This window comes from Mycobacterium sp. SMC-19 (assembly GCF_045310815.1).
In the GTDB taxonomy this organism is placed as follows: Bacteria; Actinomycetota; Actinomycetes; order Mycobacteriales; family Mycobacteriaceae; genus Mycobacterium.
Genome location: NZ_JBJIAM010000004.1, coordinates 120,621 through 137,123 on the forward strand (window position 1 = coordinate 120,621; position 16,503 = coordinate 137,123).

Consider the following 16,503-nt stretch of genomic DNA (forward strand, 5'->3'; position numbering starts at 1 on the left):
CACCGCCGCCCGGCGCACGCCAATTCCCATCTGCCACCTAGCCCCTACACCGGGTCGAACTGCGAGACCAGCCACCGGCCACCGACCTTGTCCAAACTGACCCGCACACTCGATGCGGTCGTGGTCGGCGGCCCGTTGCCGATCGTGGTCGCCTGGTCGACGAAGAGCAGGACCACCGCATGGCGCGCGCTCGCGGTCACCGAGGACGCCGCGGGCACCGTCACCACGGTCGAAATGTGCTGCTGTTTGGCGCCGGGCGCCACCACTTCCTCGATCAGTTGGGTGTACTCGTCGCGGAATGCGCCGGTCATCCCGTCGGCGGCGGCCGCCGACGCGGACTCGACGGTGTCCGGGCGGTACGACAGCATAGCGATGGTGGCATCGGTGGCGGTCTGTACCGACTGCGCGGCTGTTTCCCGCGCGACGCGCGCCGAGACGTCCTGCCATCTCAAGTAACCGGCCGCAATCGCAAGCGTTAGGACCATACCCGGCAGCAGAACTACCAGCGCCCAGCGCCGCACAGTCGTTCTCGACACGCTGAACGCCCTGTTCACTGGACGAACGCGATGTTGGACACTTTGGGGCCATCACCGGTGTGTTGCAGGCTGATTCGCATCCGCCAGTGCCGCGGTTCGGGTTGGACGGTCCCGGCGATCGTGGTGCGCACTGAGACCGCCAGCAGGACATCGGCCCGGTCGCCGTCCACCGATTCCAGGCCGGCCTCGGTGACGGTGCCTTCCGACTCCGAATGCGCCTGTTTGACGACGTCGACGAAGGGCCGGGATCGCTGACTGAAGTCGTCGCGGAACGCCCCGGTCGTCGAATCGATGATGCGCTGCACATCGGAGTCGGCCTGCGCATAACTGATCGTCGTCAGGTTGATCGCCGCTTGACGCGCCACCTGGACGTAGCTCTCGCGCTGCTGCTGCGCCTGTTGGATCTGGTGGTCGCGGTAGCCGAGCCAGCCGACCGCACCGGCCAGCGCAGCCACGGCCACGATCGCGCCTGCCGCCGCTCGGCGGTCTATTCGCTCGGGGGCAACAACATCGTCTGCCATGTCTGATCCTTCCGCTGGGGGGCCAGGTCGGCCCGGGTTTGGCGCTTGCCGTCTGGGCCGACGTAGCTCCCGGTCTGCGGGTCGTAGGGAATGAAGGCGACCGGCGGCGCGGGCGCAGGGGCATGCGGCGGATCCTGCGGCACCGCCTGACCGGACAAGGTGGCGTTGGGATCGCCCTTCCAGTTGTAGCCGTCGTTGAGCGGGATGTACGACTCGTCGCTCTCGCACATCTCGACCGTGGGCGCACGTTTGGCGGGATCGTTCTCGCAGGGAATGTTGCGTGCCCCACGCACATTGAGGTCCGAGTCCTGTGGAACGCGGCAGTACAGCTCGCCGGCGGGCCGATCCGGGTAGTCGACCGAGCTGGGCGCCCGCTGTTGGCGGGCCGGCAGGAATCCGGTGTTGCACGGCGGCGGGTAATTCATATTGAGGTTGAAGTCCAGGTAGATGCCGCGATAGGGCGTGTTGAGGCCCGAGTCGGCCAGCGTGATCGCCGACATCACCGCGGTGCCCTGCGGAAACAGCACCAGCAGCTGCTCGATGCCCTGGTGGAAGGTCACCGCGATCTGACCGAGGCTGACCATGTTGGCCAGCAACACCGGCAGCGCCGGGGCCACCCGGCCCAGCAGCGCATTGGCCTCATCGAGCGCCGGGGCGCCGACGTTGAGCAGGCCCGCGAACGCCCGGTCCTCGGCGTTGAGCTGGCCGGTGATCGAGGCCAGCCGCTGCGCCCACGTCGCGATCGAATCCGCGGTGACTACTTGGGAATTCAGCACCGGTGGGGTCTGATCGATCAACTGCGCGAAGGGTTGCGAGGCCTCGCCGCCTTCGATGGCCAGCGAGGTCGATCCGGCGACAATGCGGGACAGTTCGGCACCCAGACCGCCCACCGCTTTGTCCGCCTCGTCGATCACGGTGCGCAGATCGTCGTGCGGGATCGCCAGCAGGGCACGGTTGGTGGCGTCGAGCAGGTTGGCGATATCGGCGGGAATGCGCACCTTATCCGCCGTGATCACATCACCGGCACGCAGCATCCGCTGATCGGCGGCCCTGGAGGTCGGGGTGAGTTCGAGGAACTGCTCACCGATCGCCGAGCGGCTGTGCACCGCGGCCGTCACCTGCGCGGGCACCTTGATCGCGGAGTTCAGCTTCAGCACCGCACGCACCCCGTCGGCGTCGACGTCGATGGCGCTGACCCTGCCGATCTCGGTGCCGCGGTAGGTCACCACCGATGTCGGGTACAGCCCGCCGGACGCCGGCAGTTCGACGGTCACCGTGTAGCGGCCGATCCCGAAAAGCGCCGGGACCTTAACGAAACCGAACGCCATCACCCCGCCGGCGACGAGGGTGACCGTCGCCAGGATCGCCAGCTGGGTCCAGACGGTGCGGGACAGCCGAAACACCTCAGTACCCCCCGAAGTGGTAGGGGGCGATCAGCGGGTTACCGGCGGTGTATGGGCTGGGCATCTGACCGACGGTTCTCCCCCACTGCATTTCCAACTCGGTGAGGTCGCCTTCCCACCGTGTTCCGGTGAACAGGCCGCTGTCGATCCGGCTCAACGTCAGATCAACGACCAGACTGATATTGGCGAAGTCGCCGCGAAACCAATTGGGGATGTTGCTCTTGACCCAGGGGTAGGTGGACAAGAAGTCCAGGCCCTGCGTCAGCGCCGGACCGGCGTCGGCCAGCGAGCGCAACACCGGGGCGATGTTGCGCAGGTTGGCCACCAGGGCCTCCCGGCTCTGGTCGACGGTGGAGACCGCGATGGCACTGAACTTTCCGAGCGCGTCGACGGCGTCGGCGATCTTGGTGCGCTGCTGCGCCAGCATCGCCAATGCCTGCGGGATCGTGGTCAGCGCCTTGTCGACGGTGCGGTTCTGCCGGGCGAATTGGCCGACCAGACCGTTCAGCTTCTCGGTGGCCGAGATGATGTCATCGGTCTGATCGTTGAGTGCGGCGATGAAGGTGTCCAATTGCGTGAGCAGGCTGCGCATGTCGCTCTCACGTCCCGCCAGCGCGCGAGCAAAGCTCTGGTTGATCTCCTGCAGCTGTGCCAATCCGCCACCGTTGAGCAGCAGCGAAACCGACGCCAGGGACTGCTCGGTGGTCGGATAGGTGGCGGCCTTCGACAGCGGGATGACCGCGCCGTCTTGCAGTTCGCCGCGCGGCGGCTCGTCGGTCGGTGGCGCCAACTCAATATGCATCGAACCGAGCAGGCTGGTCTGTCCGACTTTGGCGGTGCTGTTCGCCGGCAGGTGCACACTGTTGTCGATGCGCATGGTCACCAGCGCGTGCCAGTCCTGGACCTCGATCTTGGTCACATTGCCCACGTTGACGTCGGCGACCCGCACCCGTGAGTTCTGCTGAATGACCACGACATCGGGTAACTGGGCCGAGATCGTGTAGCTGCCGTCGCCGCGTCCGGTGCCCGGCAGGCTCAGCGAGTTCAGGCCCCGCCACCGGCAGCCGCTGGCCCCGAAGGCGACGGTGATGCTCAGCGCGATGACCACTAGCCGCCTCACGGGGTGCCCTCCGGTGGCGACGACGGCAGCAGCAGGCCGGGCAGGCCCAGCTCGGGGTCGAGGGGTTGGCGGGGCGGCTCGGCCGGCTGTTGGGCGGCGCCCGGCCGGAGCCGGTCTTCGCTGTAGGTGATCTCGTTCGGTCGCGCCGCCGTGCCCACGAACGGGTTGCCGCCGATCGGCAGGAAGTTGTACTGGCGGTTCTTGATGATCGGCGCCAGATATTGCACGCACAACTTCGATGCCTGCAGTGAGTTCGCCCGCGCCAGAGCTTCGATTCCGCCGCAGATGAATTGGACGGTGGTGGCGAAGTTCCCGAGCGCCATCACCCCGGTGATCGCACTTTGGGCCGGCTGGTAGATGTTCACAAAATTCTGGAACACCGAGGGGGCGATGTGCAGCACCTGTTTGAGGTCGCCACGGCTTTCGTTGAGTGCGGTGGTGATCGCCGTCAGGTGATCGACGGTGACGCCGAAGCCCTCCCGGTTCTCGCCGATGAATCCGCGTAGGTCGTTGACCACGCCGTCGAGGCTCGTCATCGCGTCGGCGAATTCGCGGGGCGAATTGTTCAGCAAGGTGGTGATATCGGCGAGGTTGACGTTGAACGCCGCCAGCAGGTCGCTGCTGGAGGTCAGCGCCGAGACCAGCAGTTGCATGTTGCGGACCGTGCTGAAGATGTCGGTGCTGTGATCGCCCAGCGCCGACATCGCCTGCGACAGTTTGATCACCGTCTCGCGTGCGGTGTCGCCCTGACCCCGCAGGTTGGCCGCCGCGGTGTTGACGAATGCACCGACGGCGCTGCGGCCGGCGGTGTCAGACGGCTGCAGGGAATCGGTGAGCTTCTCCAGCTGCTGCCGGAAGTCGTCCCATTCGACCGGAACCGCCGTGCGGTCCTGCGGAATGCTGGCACCGTCGGCCAGTTCGGGACCACCGGTGTAGGCCGGGACAAGCTGGATCGCCCTGGCGCTCACCAACGACGGCGACAGGATCGCCGCCCGCACATCGACGGGGACCTGGTATTGGCGGCCGACGGAGAAGGTCACCTTGGCGGTGTCCGGGAAGGGTTCGATGCGATCGACGGTGCCGACGGCAACCCCCAAGATGCGGATCTCGTCGCCGGTGTAGAGCCCGTTGGTGTTGGTGAAGTAGGCGGTGTAAACGTGCTTGCGCAGCTGCGCCCAGGGCGGTCCGGCCACCAGCAACACTGCGATGACAAGGCTTGACACCAATACGGCCGCGGTCGCCAGCCGCAGGAGTCGCGCGCGGCTGGCCGGCAGGGTTACACCGGCCACGGAGTGGGTGCCCATGTCAGTTGCCCCCGTCTGCCGCCGGACCGAGCGCGGGCGGGCCTGGGGGTGGTCCGCCCGGTGGCGGCGCCGGCAGCGGTTCTCGGTAGGGATAGCGCGGGTCTCCGGGTTTGCCGGTGATGGCGTCCGGCAAGGTCAGATTGGGTTCGCCGCCCTGTCCGGTGCGCGGAAACGGCATCGGCAGTGGCGGGGTGCCGGGCTGGCCGACGGCCGGGTCGTTCAGCTGCGAGGGCAGCAGCACATTGGGGTCCAGACCCAGATCGGAGAAGGCGGCTTCGATGGCCGGCTGCGCCAGTTGGCCCGGGATCAGGTTCACCACTGAGGCTTTGAAGAACGGCCCGGATCCCAGCACCTCGCCGAACGACATGGCGTAGCGGCGAAACAGGTAGAGCGTGCGCTGCAGGTCGGCTCGGCGGTTGTCGAGGATCGCCAGGACGCCGTTGAGCTTGTCCACCGCGGGCTTGAGCTGCTGGCGGTTGTCGTCGACCACGGCCGACACCTGTCGCGACACCGCGGTCAGGTTGGTCATCAATGCGTCGACGGAATTGCGTTGCGACAACAGCTCGCTCAGCAGGGCGTTGCTGTTGGCGACCAGGCCGGCGATCTGTTCGCTGCGCCGGGCCAGCACGCCGGTGACGTTGTTGGCGTCGGCCAGCAGTTGGCGCAGCGTGGCGTCGCGTTTGTCGAGGGTGTCGGAGAAACGAGCCACTCCTTGCAGTGCCATCTTGAGGTCCGGTGGGGTGTCTTTGAAGGTCTCGGCCAAGGTGGTCAGCGCCGAGGACAACTGCGTGGTGTCCAGGCCGCTGATGACGGCGGTCAGATCTCCCAGGGCATCCGGCAGGTCGTAGGGCGAGGTCGTGCGTTCGACCGGTATCGGACCGGTGAGATGGCCGTCGCCGCGCGGGGTCAGTTCCAGGAACTTGTTGCCCAGCACGGTTTCGGTCTTGATCGCGGCCTCGGTGCGGTCGCCGAGCACGACTCCCTTGCGGACCGTGAACGTCACCCGGACCCGGTTGCCCTCCAGCCGCAGACCGGCAACCCGGCCGACGTCGAGTCCCGACACCCGCACGTCACTGTTGGATTTGATGCCGCCGGCCTCGGTGAAGTAGGCGGCGTAGTCGGAGGTGCCCTTGACCAGCGGCAGCCTGTCATAGCTGAACACCGCCACCACCAAGGCGATCAGCAGGAGTATGCCGGTGACGCCGACCGCTGGCCGGTTGCGCTCGGCCAGCGGCTTGATGGTGATCCGCGGCAGTTTCGGTCTGGTCATTTCGGGGCGCACCGTCCGGTCGTCTGGTTCATGATCTTGGAGTAGAGCGGTTGGCCGCCTTTGCCATTCACCTTGATCACCAGGTCACACATGTAGAAGCCGAAATAGTCGCCGTAGAGCCCGTTGCGCGCCAGAACCTGGTAGGCGTCGGGCAGTGTCTTGACCAGATCGTCGACATAGTCGCGGTCGGCCATCACCTGACCGGCGGCCCGATCGGTTTGCGTCACCACATCACGAATGGGTTCGCGGGCCACGGTCAGTAGGTCGGCAACCGAGCCGGCGGCGGCGTTGATGTAGGCCACGCCCTTGGTGATGTCGGTGCGGCGATCCGCCAAGCCCTGGACCATCTGGGTCAGCGAGTCCAGCCCGTGGCCGAACTCGCGGTCGCGGGTGCTGAAGGTGCCCAGCACGGTGTTGAGGTTGGTGATCACCTGGCCGATCAGCTCGTCGCGGCCGGCCAGTGTCGTGGTCAATGCCGAGGTCTGCGCCAACACCGAGGCGATGGTGCCGCCCTGGCCCTGAAACACCTTGAGCAGCTCGCCGCTGAGCGCGTTCACCTGGTCGGGGTCCAATGCGCGGAACAGGGGCCGAAAGCCGCCGATGAGGGCATCCACGTCGAGTGCGGGTTCGGTCCGCGTCAACGGAATGGTCTGGCCCGGTTGAAGGGTGCGTACCGACCCCGCGCCTTGCTCCAACGACAGGTAGCGGTCGCCGATGAGGTTCTCGTAGTGCACCGCGGCCCGGGTGCCCTCGGTGAGCGTCAGCCCTCGGTCGATCAAGAAGTCGACCGTGACGGTGCCGTCGGGACGCAGCGCCATGTTGGTGACCTTGCCGATCTCGACACCGGCGATGCGAACGAAGTTGCCGCCCTTGAGTCCCGACACGTTGGTGAACTCGGCCCGATAGCCCACCCGGGAGTCGAATCGGAACTGCCCGAAGACCGTGACCAGGATGAAGATGAACACCAGGCACGTCACCGTGAACAACACGACCCAGGTCAGGGTCTTGCCGATATTGCCTCTCATGGCGACTCCGGCCCGGGCGCGGGCGGTCCGGGATAGCGGATTCTTGGCGGTTCGGGCTCCGGCTTGGTGACCGGGAAGTAGTTGGCGAAGCCGGGAAAACCGATGCCCGGGTTGGGCCGAACGTCCAGGCCGGTGCCGAATCCGGTGTCGGTCACCAGATACTTCACCGGGAAGTTCTTGCTCACGTCGGGCAGCGAGCCGCAGCTGGGCCTGCCGCCGGGTCCGCCCCGGGCGTTGACCAAAGGCAAGTTGTCGGGGTAGCGATACGGGTCGTCGCCGGCGAGCATCGCGGCGTCCATGATGACCGATCTACCGTTGCCGCCCATGGCGTCTCGTCCGCCGTTCTCCAGGAACCATTGCGCCCCTTGGAACAGGCAGGTGTAGGTCGGCGAGTACTCCTCGAGCAGATCGGTGGTCGGCGCCATCAAGTTGAGCGCCTGAACCAATCCGGGCTGGTTGGCACCGATGGTGTCGATCCCGGTCGCGGAGAACCCGACCGCGGCGAGCAGCAGCGCGTCGAGTTCGCCGGCCTGGCCGGACAGGGTGGTGCTGGTGGTGGACGCGGAGTCCAGGATTTCCAGGATGTTCTGCGCGGCAACGGAATATGCCTGAGTGGTCTGGCCGAACAGTTGCCAGTCGCGCTGCACGGTCGGCATGCGTGGGTTCACCGCCGTCAGCATCGTGTTGGCGCCGGTGATGGCCCGCCCGATGACGTCTCCCCTGCCCCGCACCGATTCGGCCACCGCCGAGAGCACCGAATTGAGCTTGGCGGGGTCGATGGCGTGCACCACCGCCTGCAGATTCTCGAACATGGTGTTGACTTCCACCGTCACGTTGCGTGAACGCAGCACCGCGCCGGCCTTGAGCCGTTGGCCACTGGGTCCGCCGGTCGGAATGACCAGATCGACGTACTTGGCGCCGAACGCTGTACTGGACTTGATCTCGGCTTCGATGTTGCTCGGCAGGAAGCCGAAGGGCCGCGGGTACATCTTCAGATTCAGGGTGGACAGTCGGGAGTGATCGTTCCCCGGCTGGCTGCCAATGGATCTCACCTCGCCGATCTGAATACCGCGAAGTTTCACCTTCGCCCCGTCCTCCATCACCAAGCCGGCTCGATCGGAGACCAGCGTGAGCGGGACATAGCCCCGGAACGCTCCGGAGAACAGCAGGGCGGTCATGGCGCACAAGGCCACGATCACCACCACCAGGACGGGCGACCACCAGATCGGGTCGATCCCGCCGCGGCGGGATCTGTTGTGGGTGCTGATGCTCATCGACTCACCCCGCCTCACCCCGCCTCACCCCGACAAGTGGAAGTTGCCGGACTGTCCGTACACAGACAGCGTGATGGTCAGCAGCACAAACACCGTCGCGGTGACCGAGGTTCGCACGGCGCGGCCGACGGCCTCGCCAACCCCGGCCGGGCCACCGCTGGCGGTGAAGCCGTAATAGGTGTGCACCACCATGACCGCGGTGGCCATCGACAGCGCGGCCAGAAACGACCACAGCAGATCGGTGGGTTCCAAGAAGGTGGAGAAGTAGTGGTCGTAGACGCCCCGTGACTGTCCGTAGATCACGGTGGTGCCGAAGCGAGTCGCCAAGAACGCCATCAACACGGCGACGGTGTAGAGCGGGATCACCACCAGAACACCGGCCACGATCCGGGTGGCGGCAAGGTAGGTGATCGACCGAATGCCCATTGCTTCCAGCGCGTCGATCTCTTCGTTGATCCGCATCGAACCGATCTGCGCGGTCGCACCGGCACCGATGGTCGCGGCCAGCGCCACCCCGGCGGTGGCCGGGGCGATGAACCGCACGTTGAGGAAGGCGCCCAGGAAGCCGGTCAGTGCTTCAATTCCGACGTTGGACAAGGTGTTGTAGCCCTGCACCGCGATCAGGGCCCCGGTGGACAAAGTGAGGAAGCCGACGATCACCACGGTGCCGCCGATGACGGCCAGCGCGCCGGCCCCCATTCCCATCACCGCGATCAACCGCAGCACCTCGCCGGGGTAGCGGCGGATCGCATCCCCGATGGCGGCCAATGCGGCGCCGTAGAAGGCGGTCTGTTCGCCCACCCGCCGGGCAGTGTCGGCGGCCGTCACGGCGCGACCTTCACACCGAAAGCGGTGGCCAGGATGTTGATCAGAAACAGCGCCATGAACGCGAAGACGACGGTCTCGTTGACCGCGTTGCCCACCGCCGTTGGGCCACCGCCCACCGACAACCCCTTGTAGCAGGCGATCAGTCCGGCAGACAGGCCGAACAGCAGCGCCTTGATCAGCGAAACCACCACCTGCGGCAGTCCGGTCAACAGGGTCATCCCGGCGACGAAAGCGCCCGGCGTGACGTGCTGCACGAACACCACGAACGCGTAGCTTCCGGTCAGGCCCACCACCGCGACCACCGAATAGAGCATCACCGCAACGAATGTCGCCGCGATGACGCGGGGAACCACGAGTGCCTCGACGGGGTTGACGCCGATCACTTTCATGGCGTCGATCTCCTCGCGAATCGTGCGGGCACCCAGATCTGCGCACATGGCGGTGGCGCCCGCGCCCGAGACGACGATGGCGGTGACCACCGGGCCGACCTGGGTGACGGCTGCCAGCGCCGCGCCGGCACCGGACAGATCAGAGGCGCCGATCTCCAGCAGCACGATGTTGAGGGTGAAGACGATGAGCACGGTGTAGGGAATCGACAGCATGATTGTCGGGACGATCGACACCCGTGCCACGAACCAGATCTGGTTGATCAGTTCGCGCCAAGCCCACGGTGGTCGCGCCATCGCCGCGAACGTCTCACCGGCAAGCACGACGAAATCGCCGACCGCGATCGCGGGCTTGGACCAGGAGAGCCCGCTCATCGCTGCCTGCCTGTGGTGTGCGCCAACGCGTCAGCCCGTTCGCGCGCGTACGAGCCGTCCAGTCGACGACGACTCCGCCACTGCCCCACCAGATGCGCATGTCACTGCTGATCTCCCGCGCATTGCCACTCCCCTCCTGTAGTGGGCCGAACAGTAGAAGTGCAGGAATTAGCTGTCAACGACCCCAAATGGCCTACTACCGCGCTGTTCACGGAAGCTGCTGGTTGCCAGGCGCCGGCGATTTGGCGCACGGCGATTTAATCGAACCGACCCGAACGACGACACTCATCGCGTCCCGCAGCGCGGTTTGCGGGCCGTGGCGCACACTCGATAGCACCCGACTCGATAGCACCCGATCGGAAGGACCCCCAGCCATGGCGACGACGATGACGCGCTGGGAACGGCGGGTGGGCGCCGGCGACTGGGATGCCGTGGCCGCCGAGCTCGACGAGTGCGGCGGCGCGCTGCTGCCCCGGCTGTTGACGGTCACCGAGGCCGCGCGGTTGCGGCGTTGCTACGCCGACGACGAGCGCTTCCGCGCCACCGTCGACATGCAACGCCACCGCTACGGGTCCGGGCAGTACCGGTATTTCGCGGCGCCGGCACCCGATCCCATCGATGCGCTCAAGCGGGCGCTGTATCCGCGTCTGCTGCCGATCGCCCGGGACTGGGCTACCCGACTGGGCCGCGACACGCCCTGGCCCGACGACTTCGACGCATGGCTACACCAGTGCCACCGTGCCGGCCAGACCAAACCGACCGCCCTGATGTTGCACTACGGCCCCGGCGACTGGAATGCGCTGCACCGGGACCTCTACGGCGAGTTGGTGTTTCCGCTACAGGTAGTGATCAACCTCAGCGACCCCGCCGTCGACTACACCGGGGGCGAGTTCCTGCTCGTCGAGCAGCGCCCGCGTGCGCAGTCTCGGGGCGTGGCCGTGCAACTGCCGCACGGCCACGGTTATGTGTTCACCACCCGCGATCGCCCGGTGCGCTCCACCCGCGGCTGGTCGACGGCGCCGGTGCGCCACGGCGTCTCACCGATCCGCTCGGGTGAGCGCTTCACGCTGGGGCTGATCTTCCACGACGCCGCTTGAAAGACACCGCTTTAGCGCACGGTCGCCTTACGCCGCAGCATGATCACGTTGTCGGTCAGCACTCCGTTTTGGCCGTCGGGCCCGACGGCGTCGCGCTCGGCCGTCCCGAGCCGCAGCAGCTCCCACTGCTGCTCATCGAGGTCCAGCCCGGCCAGTACCTCTTCGGCCGTGGCGAAGTGATGCTCGTGGACGTGCTCGCCTGCCCACGGCGGCGCGGCGGCATGGTCGACGATCAGCAGCCGTCCGCCCACCGCCACGGCGTCGGCGGCCCGACGTAGCGCCGCTTCGCGGTCCAGTGGCACCGGCGAGTGCAGGAACTGCGCCGACACCAGGTCGAATCGGCCGGCCGGGAAGCTGGTGGACAGATCGTGGCGCTCGAAGCGGATACGCGAGATCACCTGGCGCTCTTGAGCCGCGGCGCAGGCCCGTTGCAGCGCGTTGGCCGAGACATCGACCGCAACCACCTGCCAGCCGTCTTCGGCCAGCCAGATCGCGTCGGCGCCTTCACCGCAGCCCAGATCGAGCGCCCGCCCAGGGGCCAGGTCGGCGGTGATCTCGGCGAGTTGAACGTTGACCTTTCCGCTCCACACCCGTCCGTCGCCACTGTAGAACTCGTCCCAGAATTCGCGTGGGTCGCGCAGTGCGTCGGTCATCGGTCTGTGTTCCTTTCATTCATGACTGGCGGCAGCGGCAATCCGTAGTCGTCGGCGGCCAGGCTCTGCACCACCGCCGCCGCGGCGCGGGAGCCCGCCGCGATCGCGGTAGCCACCTGTGGCATCTCCGCCGTCAAATCCCCGGCGGCGAATACCCCGGGAATCGAGGTGCGGCACAACGGATCGACACCGACGGGGTCTTGGGCCACGGGACCAGGTTCCGCGACAGCCACACCGAGGCGCTCGGCCAGCTGGTCACGTTGGCGCAGAGTGGTCGCGACCAGTAAGCCGCGCCTGGGGAACCGCTCACCGTCGGCGAACACCACCGCCGCCAGCTCGCCGTCGTGCGCGTCCAGCGCAGCCACCGGCCGTTCGTCGATTTCGACGCCGGCTTGGGCCAGTCGGCTGCAGTCGTCGGCGCCCAGCTCGGTCGGACCGTTGGTGAGCACCACGATGTCGTCACTCCAGCACCGCAGCAGCAGCGCCATGTGCACCGCCCGGGCGCCGTCAGCCAGCACCGCCAACGGCAGATCCCGCACCTCCCAGCCGTGACAGAACGGGCAGTGGAACACCGAACGGCCCCACAGCTGCGCCACGCCGGGGAGATCCGGTGGCAGGTAGGTCATTCCGGTGGCCAGCAGCACGCGGCGTGTTCGTTCTTCGCGACCGCCAAGAAGCCGCACCACGAACCCGCCGTCGACGCTTTCGATTTCTGCCACTTCACCGGAGCGGATCTGCACACCGTACGAGGCGAGTTCGTCGCGGCCTAGCCTGTAGAGCTCGGCCGGCGGGCGGCCGTCGTGGCCCAGCAGGCCGCCGATTCCGTGTGCGCTGCGGTTGCTCTGCTGGCCCGCGTCGACCAGCAGGGTGTTACGCCGGGCACGGCCCAACACCAGACCGGCGCTGAGTCCGGCCGCGCCGCCGCCCACCACGATGCAATCCCAGATTTCGCTCATGCATCGAGCATGCAGGCCGCATCGCAATACAGCACGCTCGTTTGCCATCCAGGCAAAGGGAGCCCACTAACCCTCCTTCGGAAAAGACGCACTCGTGCTTTCCGTGCCGCCGAAGATTCTGGCAACCTGGATTGCTATGCAGGCAAGCACGGATGACGGTGGCGTCGACCTACGGGTGCGGCGTCGACTGCGTGAGCTGCGCACCCAGCAGGGGCTGACCTTGGAGGACGTGGCGACGCGCGCCCGCATCGATGTCTCGACATTGAGCAGGCTGGAATCGGGCAAGCGGCGCCTGGCGCTGGATCATCTGCCCCGGCTGGCCGAGGCGCTGTCGGTCAGCACCGACGAGTTGCTGCGCGCCCCGCAGCATCATGACCCACGGGTGCGGGGCACCTCGCACAGCCACAACGGCATCACCTACTGGCCGCTGACCCGGCACGGCCCGGCCGGGGGTCTGCATGCTTTCAAGATCCGCGTCGGTATGCGCCGTCGCCGTCCCGCCGAGTTGCCGGTGCACGAGGGCCACGAGTGGATGTACGTGTTGTCCGGCCGGCTCCGGTTGGTGCTGGGCGACGACGACTTCCTGATCGGGCCCGGTGAGGCCGTCGAGTTCTCCACTTGGACACCGCATTGGTTCGGCGCGGTCGATGGTCCGGCCGAGGCGATCGTGATCTTCGGAACCCACGGCGAACGCGTGCACCTGCACGACTGACCCGCCGGCCGGCGGCTACAGGTAGGCCGTCTGGTTCACCAGGCGCACCGACGCGGGCCCGTCGCCGTAGAACTCGGCGATGCTCAGCGACGCCAGGTCCAGGTGCAGCCGGTACAAGATGGCGGGACCGGCGTCCAGCGCCAGCCGCAGCACCGTCTTGATCGGCGTCACGTGCGACACCACCAGCACGGTGGTGCCGGCGTGGTCGGCGACGATTCGGTCGCGAGCGGCCAGCACCCGCTGCTGCACGGCATCGAAGCTCTCCCCGTCGGGGGGCTGCGTGGACGTGTCTTTGAGCCAGCGGCGGTGCAGGTCGGGATCGCGCTCGGCGGCCTCGGCGAAGGTCAGCCCCTCCCAGGCCCCGAAATCGGTCTCGGTCAGATCCTCATCGACGGTCACGTCCAGCCGCAGCAGTCTCGCGGCCGCCGCGGCGGTGTCGCGGCAGCGCTGCAGCGGTGAGCTGACGACCGCGGCGATACCGCCGTGCTGGGCCAGGTAGCGCGCCGCCGCATCGGCCTGCTGGCGGCCGGTGTCGGTCAGCGGCGGATTGCCGCGACCGGAGTAGCGCCGGTGCACCGACAGTTCGGTCTGCCCGTGCCGCAGCAACAACAGGCGGGTCGCCGTTCCGGTCGCGCCGGTCCAGCCGGGAGCCGTGGGCGCAGGCGCAGCCGGCTTCTCCGCCGGCGTCTCGATCCCGGCAGCGGCGTCCATCGCCTCGTTGGCGAGCCGGTCGGCGTGGGAATTCTTCTCCCGCGGAATCCAGGAGTAGCGGACATGGTCGAACCTCGACGCCAGCTCGCGAGCCTGCCGGTGCAGCGTGATCAGGTCCGGATGTTTGACCTTCCACCGGCCGGCCATCTGCTCGACCACCAGCTTGGAGTCCATGAACACCGCTACCTCGGCGGCACCCAACCGGGCCGCCTCGGTCAATCCCGCGACCAGGCCCCGGTATTCGGCGACGTTGTTGGTGGCAACACCGATGGCCTCCTTGGCCTCGGCGAGCACCGAGGTGCGGTCGGCGGACCACACCACCGCCCCGTAGCCGGCCGGGCCCGGGTTTCCGCGTGACCCACCGTCGGCTTCAACGACGACCTTCATCCCCCCACCTTCACCGGCCAGAGCACTAACCGAAGTTCTTGACCCGCAGCAGGATCGTGTTGCATTCGGGGCACCGCAGGACCTCTTCGGGCTCCGCTGCCGAGATCTTCGCAAGCTGGCCGCGGTCGATTTCGATCCGGCAGGCGCCGCACTGTCCCCCGCGCAACAGGCCCGCGCCGACTCCCGCCGAGGCCCGCTGCCGCTCATAGAGCGCCAACAGCTCGGCGTCGATCTCGGCGGCCAGTCGTTCACGGCTGCCCGAACGCTGGCCGCGGGTGGTCTCGATCTCCTCTAAGGCGGTGTCGATCGCCTCCTGCACTCGGCCCAAATCAGCAGCCAGGCCCTCCAGCACGCTCGCTTCGGCGCTGGCCTGGGTCTGCAGTTGCTCACGCTGCTCCATCAACTCCAGCAGCGAGTCCTCGAGGCTGGATTGACGCTTCTGCAGCGTCTCCAGCTCGTGCTGCAGATCGACGACCTGTTTGGCGACGGCCTGCCCCGAGTCCAGCAGGGCGCGGTCGCGGTCCTCACGCTGGCGCACCGCGTCGATCTCCGACTCGAAGCGGCCGGCCTGGGCGTCCAAGTCCTCCAAGGCCAACTCCAGCGCGGCCAGCCGGTCGGCTGCCGCGGTGTGCTCGGCCTGGATGCGCTCGCGGTCCTGCTGCTCGGGAAGGTGCCCGGCACGGTGCGTGATCCGGGCCAGCTCGGCATCCAGCTCCAACAATTCCAGCAGCGAACGTTGTTGAGCTACAGCAGCCTTCATGACCGGTCTCCTTCGTGCGCGAGGTTCCAGGGGTCGGTGCGCAGCGTGCTGACACGCACCGGCAGCGCCGCACCGAAATGCGAGCGAAGTACGTCGGCGGCCTGCGCGCACCAGGGGAATTCACTGGCCCAGTGGGCCACGTCGACCAGCGCCATCGCGGACCGCCGGGAATGCTCGTCAGCCGGATGGTGCCGCAGGTCCGCGGTGACGTAGACCTGGGCGTCGGCGGCGGCCGCCGCATCCAGCAGGGAATCGCCCGCGCCGCCGCAGACCGCCACTCGCGAGACCGGCAGGTCGGGGTCCCCAGAGGCGCGCACACCCCACGAGGTGGCTGGCAGGCCCGCAGCGACGCGGGCGACGAACGCGCTCAACGGTTCCGGGGTCGCCAGGCTGCCGACCCGGCCGATCCCCACCCCGGCGGGCAGCGGCTGCAACGCGAAAATGTCGAAGGCCGGTTCCTCGTAGGGGTGGGCGGACAGCAGCGCCGCGTGAATCGCCCCGCGCGCCCGCGCCGGCGCCACCACTTCGACGCGGTCCTCGGCAACGCGCTCCACCTGGCCCACCTGGCCGATCGCCGGCGTCGCACCGTCACCGGGCAGGAACTGGCCGGTGCCCGGCACACTCCAACTGCACTGCGCGTAGGCGCCGATGTGGCCCGCGCCGGCCGCGAACACCGCGGCCCGGACCGCCTCGGCGTGCTCCGCCGGGGTGTAGATCACCCATTTGTCGGTGTCGGCGCGTGGGCCGGCCGGCTCCAGCACGGACTCCACGGTCAGCCCGAGTGCTGCCGCGAGCGCGTCGGAGACCCCGGGCGAGGCCGCGTCGGCATTGGTGTGGGCGGTGAACAGGGCGCGACCGGTCCGGATCAGACGGTGCACCAGCGAACCCTTGGGGGTGCTGGCCGCTACGGTGTCCACCCCGCGCAGCAACAGCGGGTGGTGGGCCAACAGCAGGCCGCCGTCGGGCACCTCGTCGACCACCGCCGCGGTGGCGTCGACCGCGATCGTCACCGAGCTCACCACGTCGTCGGGGTCACCGCAGACCAGCCCGACCGAGTCCCAGGAATGGGCCAGCCCGGGCGGGTAGGCCGCATCCAGTACGTCGATGACGTCAGCCAGCCGCGCGGTCACACTGCAAGACAGTAGTGCGCCACCCGGCAAGCTCTCCGCGCACGTCGGGGACAAT

At 67.8% G+C, this 16,503-nt stretch carries 17 protein-coding genes; 2 read left to right on the plus strand and 15 right to left on the minus strand.

Annotation, left to right across the window (positions count from 1 at the left end; all coding sequences use genetic code 11):
• Positions 1 to 44: 44 nt before the first annotated feature.
• The 10 genes from ACJH5R_RS10660 to ACJH5R_RS10705 all read right to left on the minus strand — a co-directional run bounded on the left by ACJH5R_RS10660 (position 45) and on the right by ACJH5R_RS10705 (position 10,042).
• Positions 45 to 485, minus strand: a complete 441-nt coding sequence (locus tag ACJH5R_RS10660; RefSeq protein WP_406781917.1) for a hypothetical protein — start codon at positions 483 to 485, stop codon at positions 45 to 47.
• Between the two features lie 65 nt (positions 486 to 550).
• Positions 551 to 1,057, minus strand: a complete 507-nt coding sequence (locus ACJH5R_RS10665; protein WP_406781918.1) for a tetratricopeptide repeat protein — start codon at positions 1,055 to 1,057, stop codon at positions 551 to 553.
• Positions 1,024 to 2,460, minus strand: coding sequence for an MCE family protein (locus ACJH5R_RS10670; protein WP_406781919.1), 1,437 nt, complete (start codon positions 2,458 to 2,460; stop codon positions 1,024 to 1,026). Before ACJH5R_RS10670 ends, ACJH5R_RS10665 begins: the two co-directional genes overlap by 34 nt.
• Before the next feature lies 1 nt (position 2,461).
• Positions 2,462 to 3,580 carry a virulence factor Mce family protein gene (locus ACJH5R_RS10675; protein WP_406758312.1) on the minus strand — a complete coding sequence of 373 codons (1,119 nt, stop codon included), beginning with the start codon at positions 3,578 to 3,580 and terminating at the stop codon, positions 2,462 to 2,464.
• Positions 3,577 to 4,884, minus strand: a complete 1,308-nt coding sequence (locus tag ACJH5R_RS10680; protein ID WP_406758311.1) for an MCE family protein — start codon at positions 4,882 to 4,884, stop codon at positions 3,577 to 3,579. The genes ACJH5R_RS10675 and ACJH5R_RS10680 overlap by 4 nt, the downstream gene beginning before the upstream one ends.
• Position 4,885: 1 nt before the next feature.
• Positions 4,886 to 6,154, minus strand: coding sequence for an MCE family protein (locus tag ACJH5R_RS10685; RefSeq protein ID WP_406758310.1), 1,269 nt, complete (start codon positions 6,152 to 6,154; stop codon positions 4,886 to 4,888).
• The gene (locus ACJH5R_RS10690) at positions 6,151 to 7,179 is read right to left on the minus strand and encodes an MCE family protein (protein ID WP_406781920.1); all 1,029 of its coding nucleotides are present in this window, start codon (positions 7,177 to 7,179) and stop codon (positions 6,151 to 6,153) included. The genes ACJH5R_RS10685 and ACJH5R_RS10690 overlap by 4 nt, the downstream gene beginning before the upstream one ends.
• On the minus strand, positions 7,176 to 8,453 hold the full coding sequence (locus ACJH5R_RS10695; protein WP_406758308.1) for an MCE family protein: 1,278 nt from the start codon (positions 8,451 to 8,453) through the stop codon (positions 7,176 to 7,178). The genes ACJH5R_RS10690 and ACJH5R_RS10695 overlap by 4 nt, the downstream gene beginning before the upstream one ends.
• A 24-nt stretch (positions 8,454 to 8,477) precedes the next feature.
• The gene (locus ACJH5R_RS10700; RefSeq protein WP_406758307.1) at positions 8,478 to 9,281 is read right to left on the minus strand and encodes an ABC transporter permease; all 804 of its coding nucleotides are present in this window, start codon (positions 9,279 to 9,281) and stop codon (positions 8,478 to 8,480) included.
• Entirely contained in the window at positions 9,278 to 10,042 is a 765-nt protein-coding gene (locus ACJH5R_RS10705) for an MlaE family ABC transporter permease (RefSeq protein ID WP_406781921.1), read from the minus strand. Before ACJH5R_RS10705 ends, ACJH5R_RS10700 begins: the two co-directional genes overlap by 4 nt.
• Before the next feature lie 386 nt (positions 10,043 to 10,428).
• Between ACJH5R_RS10705 and ACJH5R_RS10710 the strand changes: the two genes are divergently transcribed.
• The gene (locus ACJH5R_RS10710; protein WP_406758419.1) at positions 10,429 to 11,139 is read left to right on the plus strand and encodes a 2OG-Fe(II) oxygenase; all 711 of its coding nucleotides are present in this window, start codon (positions 10,429 to 10,431) and stop codon (positions 11,137 to 11,139) included.
• 11 nt (positions 11,140 to 11,150) lie between these two features.
• On the opposite strand, the gene ACJH5R_RS10715 is transcribed toward ACJH5R_RS10710, so the two are convergent.
• On the minus strand, positions 11,151 to 11,792 hold the full coding sequence (locus tag ACJH5R_RS10715; RefSeq protein WP_406758305.1) for a class I SAM-dependent methyltransferase: 642 nt from the start codon (positions 11,790 to 11,792) through the stop codon (positions 11,151 to 11,153).
• Complete coding sequence (locus ACJH5R_RS10720; RefSeq protein ID WP_406758304.1) at positions 11,789 to 12,748, minus strand: NAD(P)/FAD-dependent oxidoreductase; 960 nt, start codon at positions 12,746 to 12,748, stop codon at positions 11,789 to 11,791. The genes ACJH5R_RS10715 and ACJH5R_RS10720 overlap by 4 nt, the downstream gene beginning before the upstream one ends.
• 136 nt (positions 12,749 to 12,884) lie before the next feature.
• Here ACJH5R_RS10720 and ACJH5R_RS10725 point away from each other — a divergent pair, with 136 nt between their 5' ends.
• A complete protein-coding gene (locus ACJH5R_RS10725) occupies positions 12,885 to 13,460 on the plus strand; it encodes a helix-turn-helix domain-containing protein (protein ID WP_406781922.1) in 576 nt (191 codons plus the stop codon).
• A gap of 15 nt (positions 13,461 to 13,475) precedes the next feature.
• On the opposite strand, the gene ACJH5R_RS10730 is transcribed toward ACJH5R_RS10725, so the two are convergent.
• Genes ACJH5R_RS10730 through ACJH5R_RS10740 form a run of 3 tightly spaced genes read right to left on the minus strand, consistent with a single transcriptional unit; the run spans position 13,476 to position 16,448 of the window.
• Positions 13,476 to 14,558, minus strand: a complete 1,083-nt coding sequence (locus tag ACJH5R_RS10730; protein ID WP_406781923.1) for a bifunctional RNase H/acid phosphatase — start codon at positions 14,556 to 14,558, stop codon at positions 13,476 to 13,478.
• Positions 14,559 to 14,583: 25 nt separating this feature from the next.
• Positions 14,584 to 15,318: a zinc ribbon domain-containing protein gene (locus ACJH5R_RS10735; protein WP_406758301.1), complete on the minus strand. Its 735-nt coding sequence runs from the start codon at positions 15,316 to 15,318 to the stop codon at positions 14,584 to 14,586.
• Complete coding sequence (locus tag ACJH5R_RS10740; protein WP_406781924.1) at positions 15,315 to 16,448, minus strand: Nif3-like dinuclear metal center hexameric protein; 1,134 nt, start codon at positions 16,446 to 16,448, stop codon at positions 15,315 to 15,317. The genes ACJH5R_RS10735 and ACJH5R_RS10740 overlap by 4 nt, the downstream gene beginning before the upstream one ends.
• Between the last annotated feature and the right edge of the window lie 55 nt (positions 16,449 to 16,503).

Excerpts from the sequence above, each read along its gene's own strand:
- ACJH5R_RS10735 (WP_406758301.1), bottom strand. The coding sequence starts at position 15,318 with ATGAAGGCTGCTGTAGCTCAACAACGTTCGCTGCTGGAATTGTTGGAG.
- ACJH5R_RS10690 (WP_406781920.1), bottom strand. The coding sequence starts at position 7,179 with ATGAGAGGCAATATCGGCAAGACCCTGACCTGGGTCGTGTTGTTCACG.
- ACJH5R_RS10715 (WP_406758305.1), bottom strand. The coding sequence starts at position 11,792 with ATGACCGACGCACTGCGCGACCCACGCGAATTCTGGGACGAGTTCTAC.
- ACJH5R_RS10720 (WP_406758304.1), bottom strand. The coding sequence starts at position 12,748 with ATGAGCGAAATCTGGGATTGCATCGTGGTGGGCGGCGGCGCGGCCGGA.
- ACJH5R_RS10695 (WP_406758308.1), bottom strand. The coding sequence starts at position 8,453 with ATGAGCATCAGCACCCACAACAGATCCCGCCGCGGCGGGATCGACCCG.
- ACJH5R_RS10705 (WP_406781921.1), bottom strand. The coding sequence starts at position 10,042 with ATGAGCGGGCTCTCCTGGTCCAAGCCCGCGATCGCGGTCGGCGATTTC.
- ACJH5R_RS10710 (WP_406758419.1), top strand. The coding sequence starts at position 10,429 with ATGACGCGCTGGGAACGGCGGGTGGGCGCCGGCGACTGGGATGCCGTG.
- ACJH5R_RS10730 (WP_406781923.1), bottom strand. The coding sequence starts at position 14,558 with ATGAAGGTCGTCGTTGAAGCCGACGGTGGGTCACGCGGAAACCCGGGC.
- ACJH5R_RS10665 (WP_406781918.1), bottom strand. The coding sequence starts at position 1,057 with ATGGCAGACGATGTTGTTGCCCCCGAGCGAATAGACCGCCGAGCGGCG.
- ACJH5R_RS10660 (WP_406781917.1), bottom strand. The coding sequence starts at position 485 with ATGGTCCTAACGCTTGCGATTGCGGCCGGTTACTTGAGATGGCAGGAC.
- ACJH5R_RS10680 (WP_406758311.1), bottom strand. The coding sequence starts at position 4,884 with ATGGGCACCCACTCCGTGGCCGGTGTAACCCTGCCGGCCAGCCGCGCG.
- ACJH5R_RS10685 (WP_406758310.1), bottom strand. The coding sequence starts at position 6,154 with ATGACCAGACCGAAACTGCCGCGGATCACCATCAAGCCGCTGGCCGAG.
- ACJH5R_RS10725 (WP_406781922.1), top strand. The coding sequence starts at position 12,885 with ATGCAGGCAAGCACGGATGACGGTGGCGTCGACCTACGGGTGCGGCGT.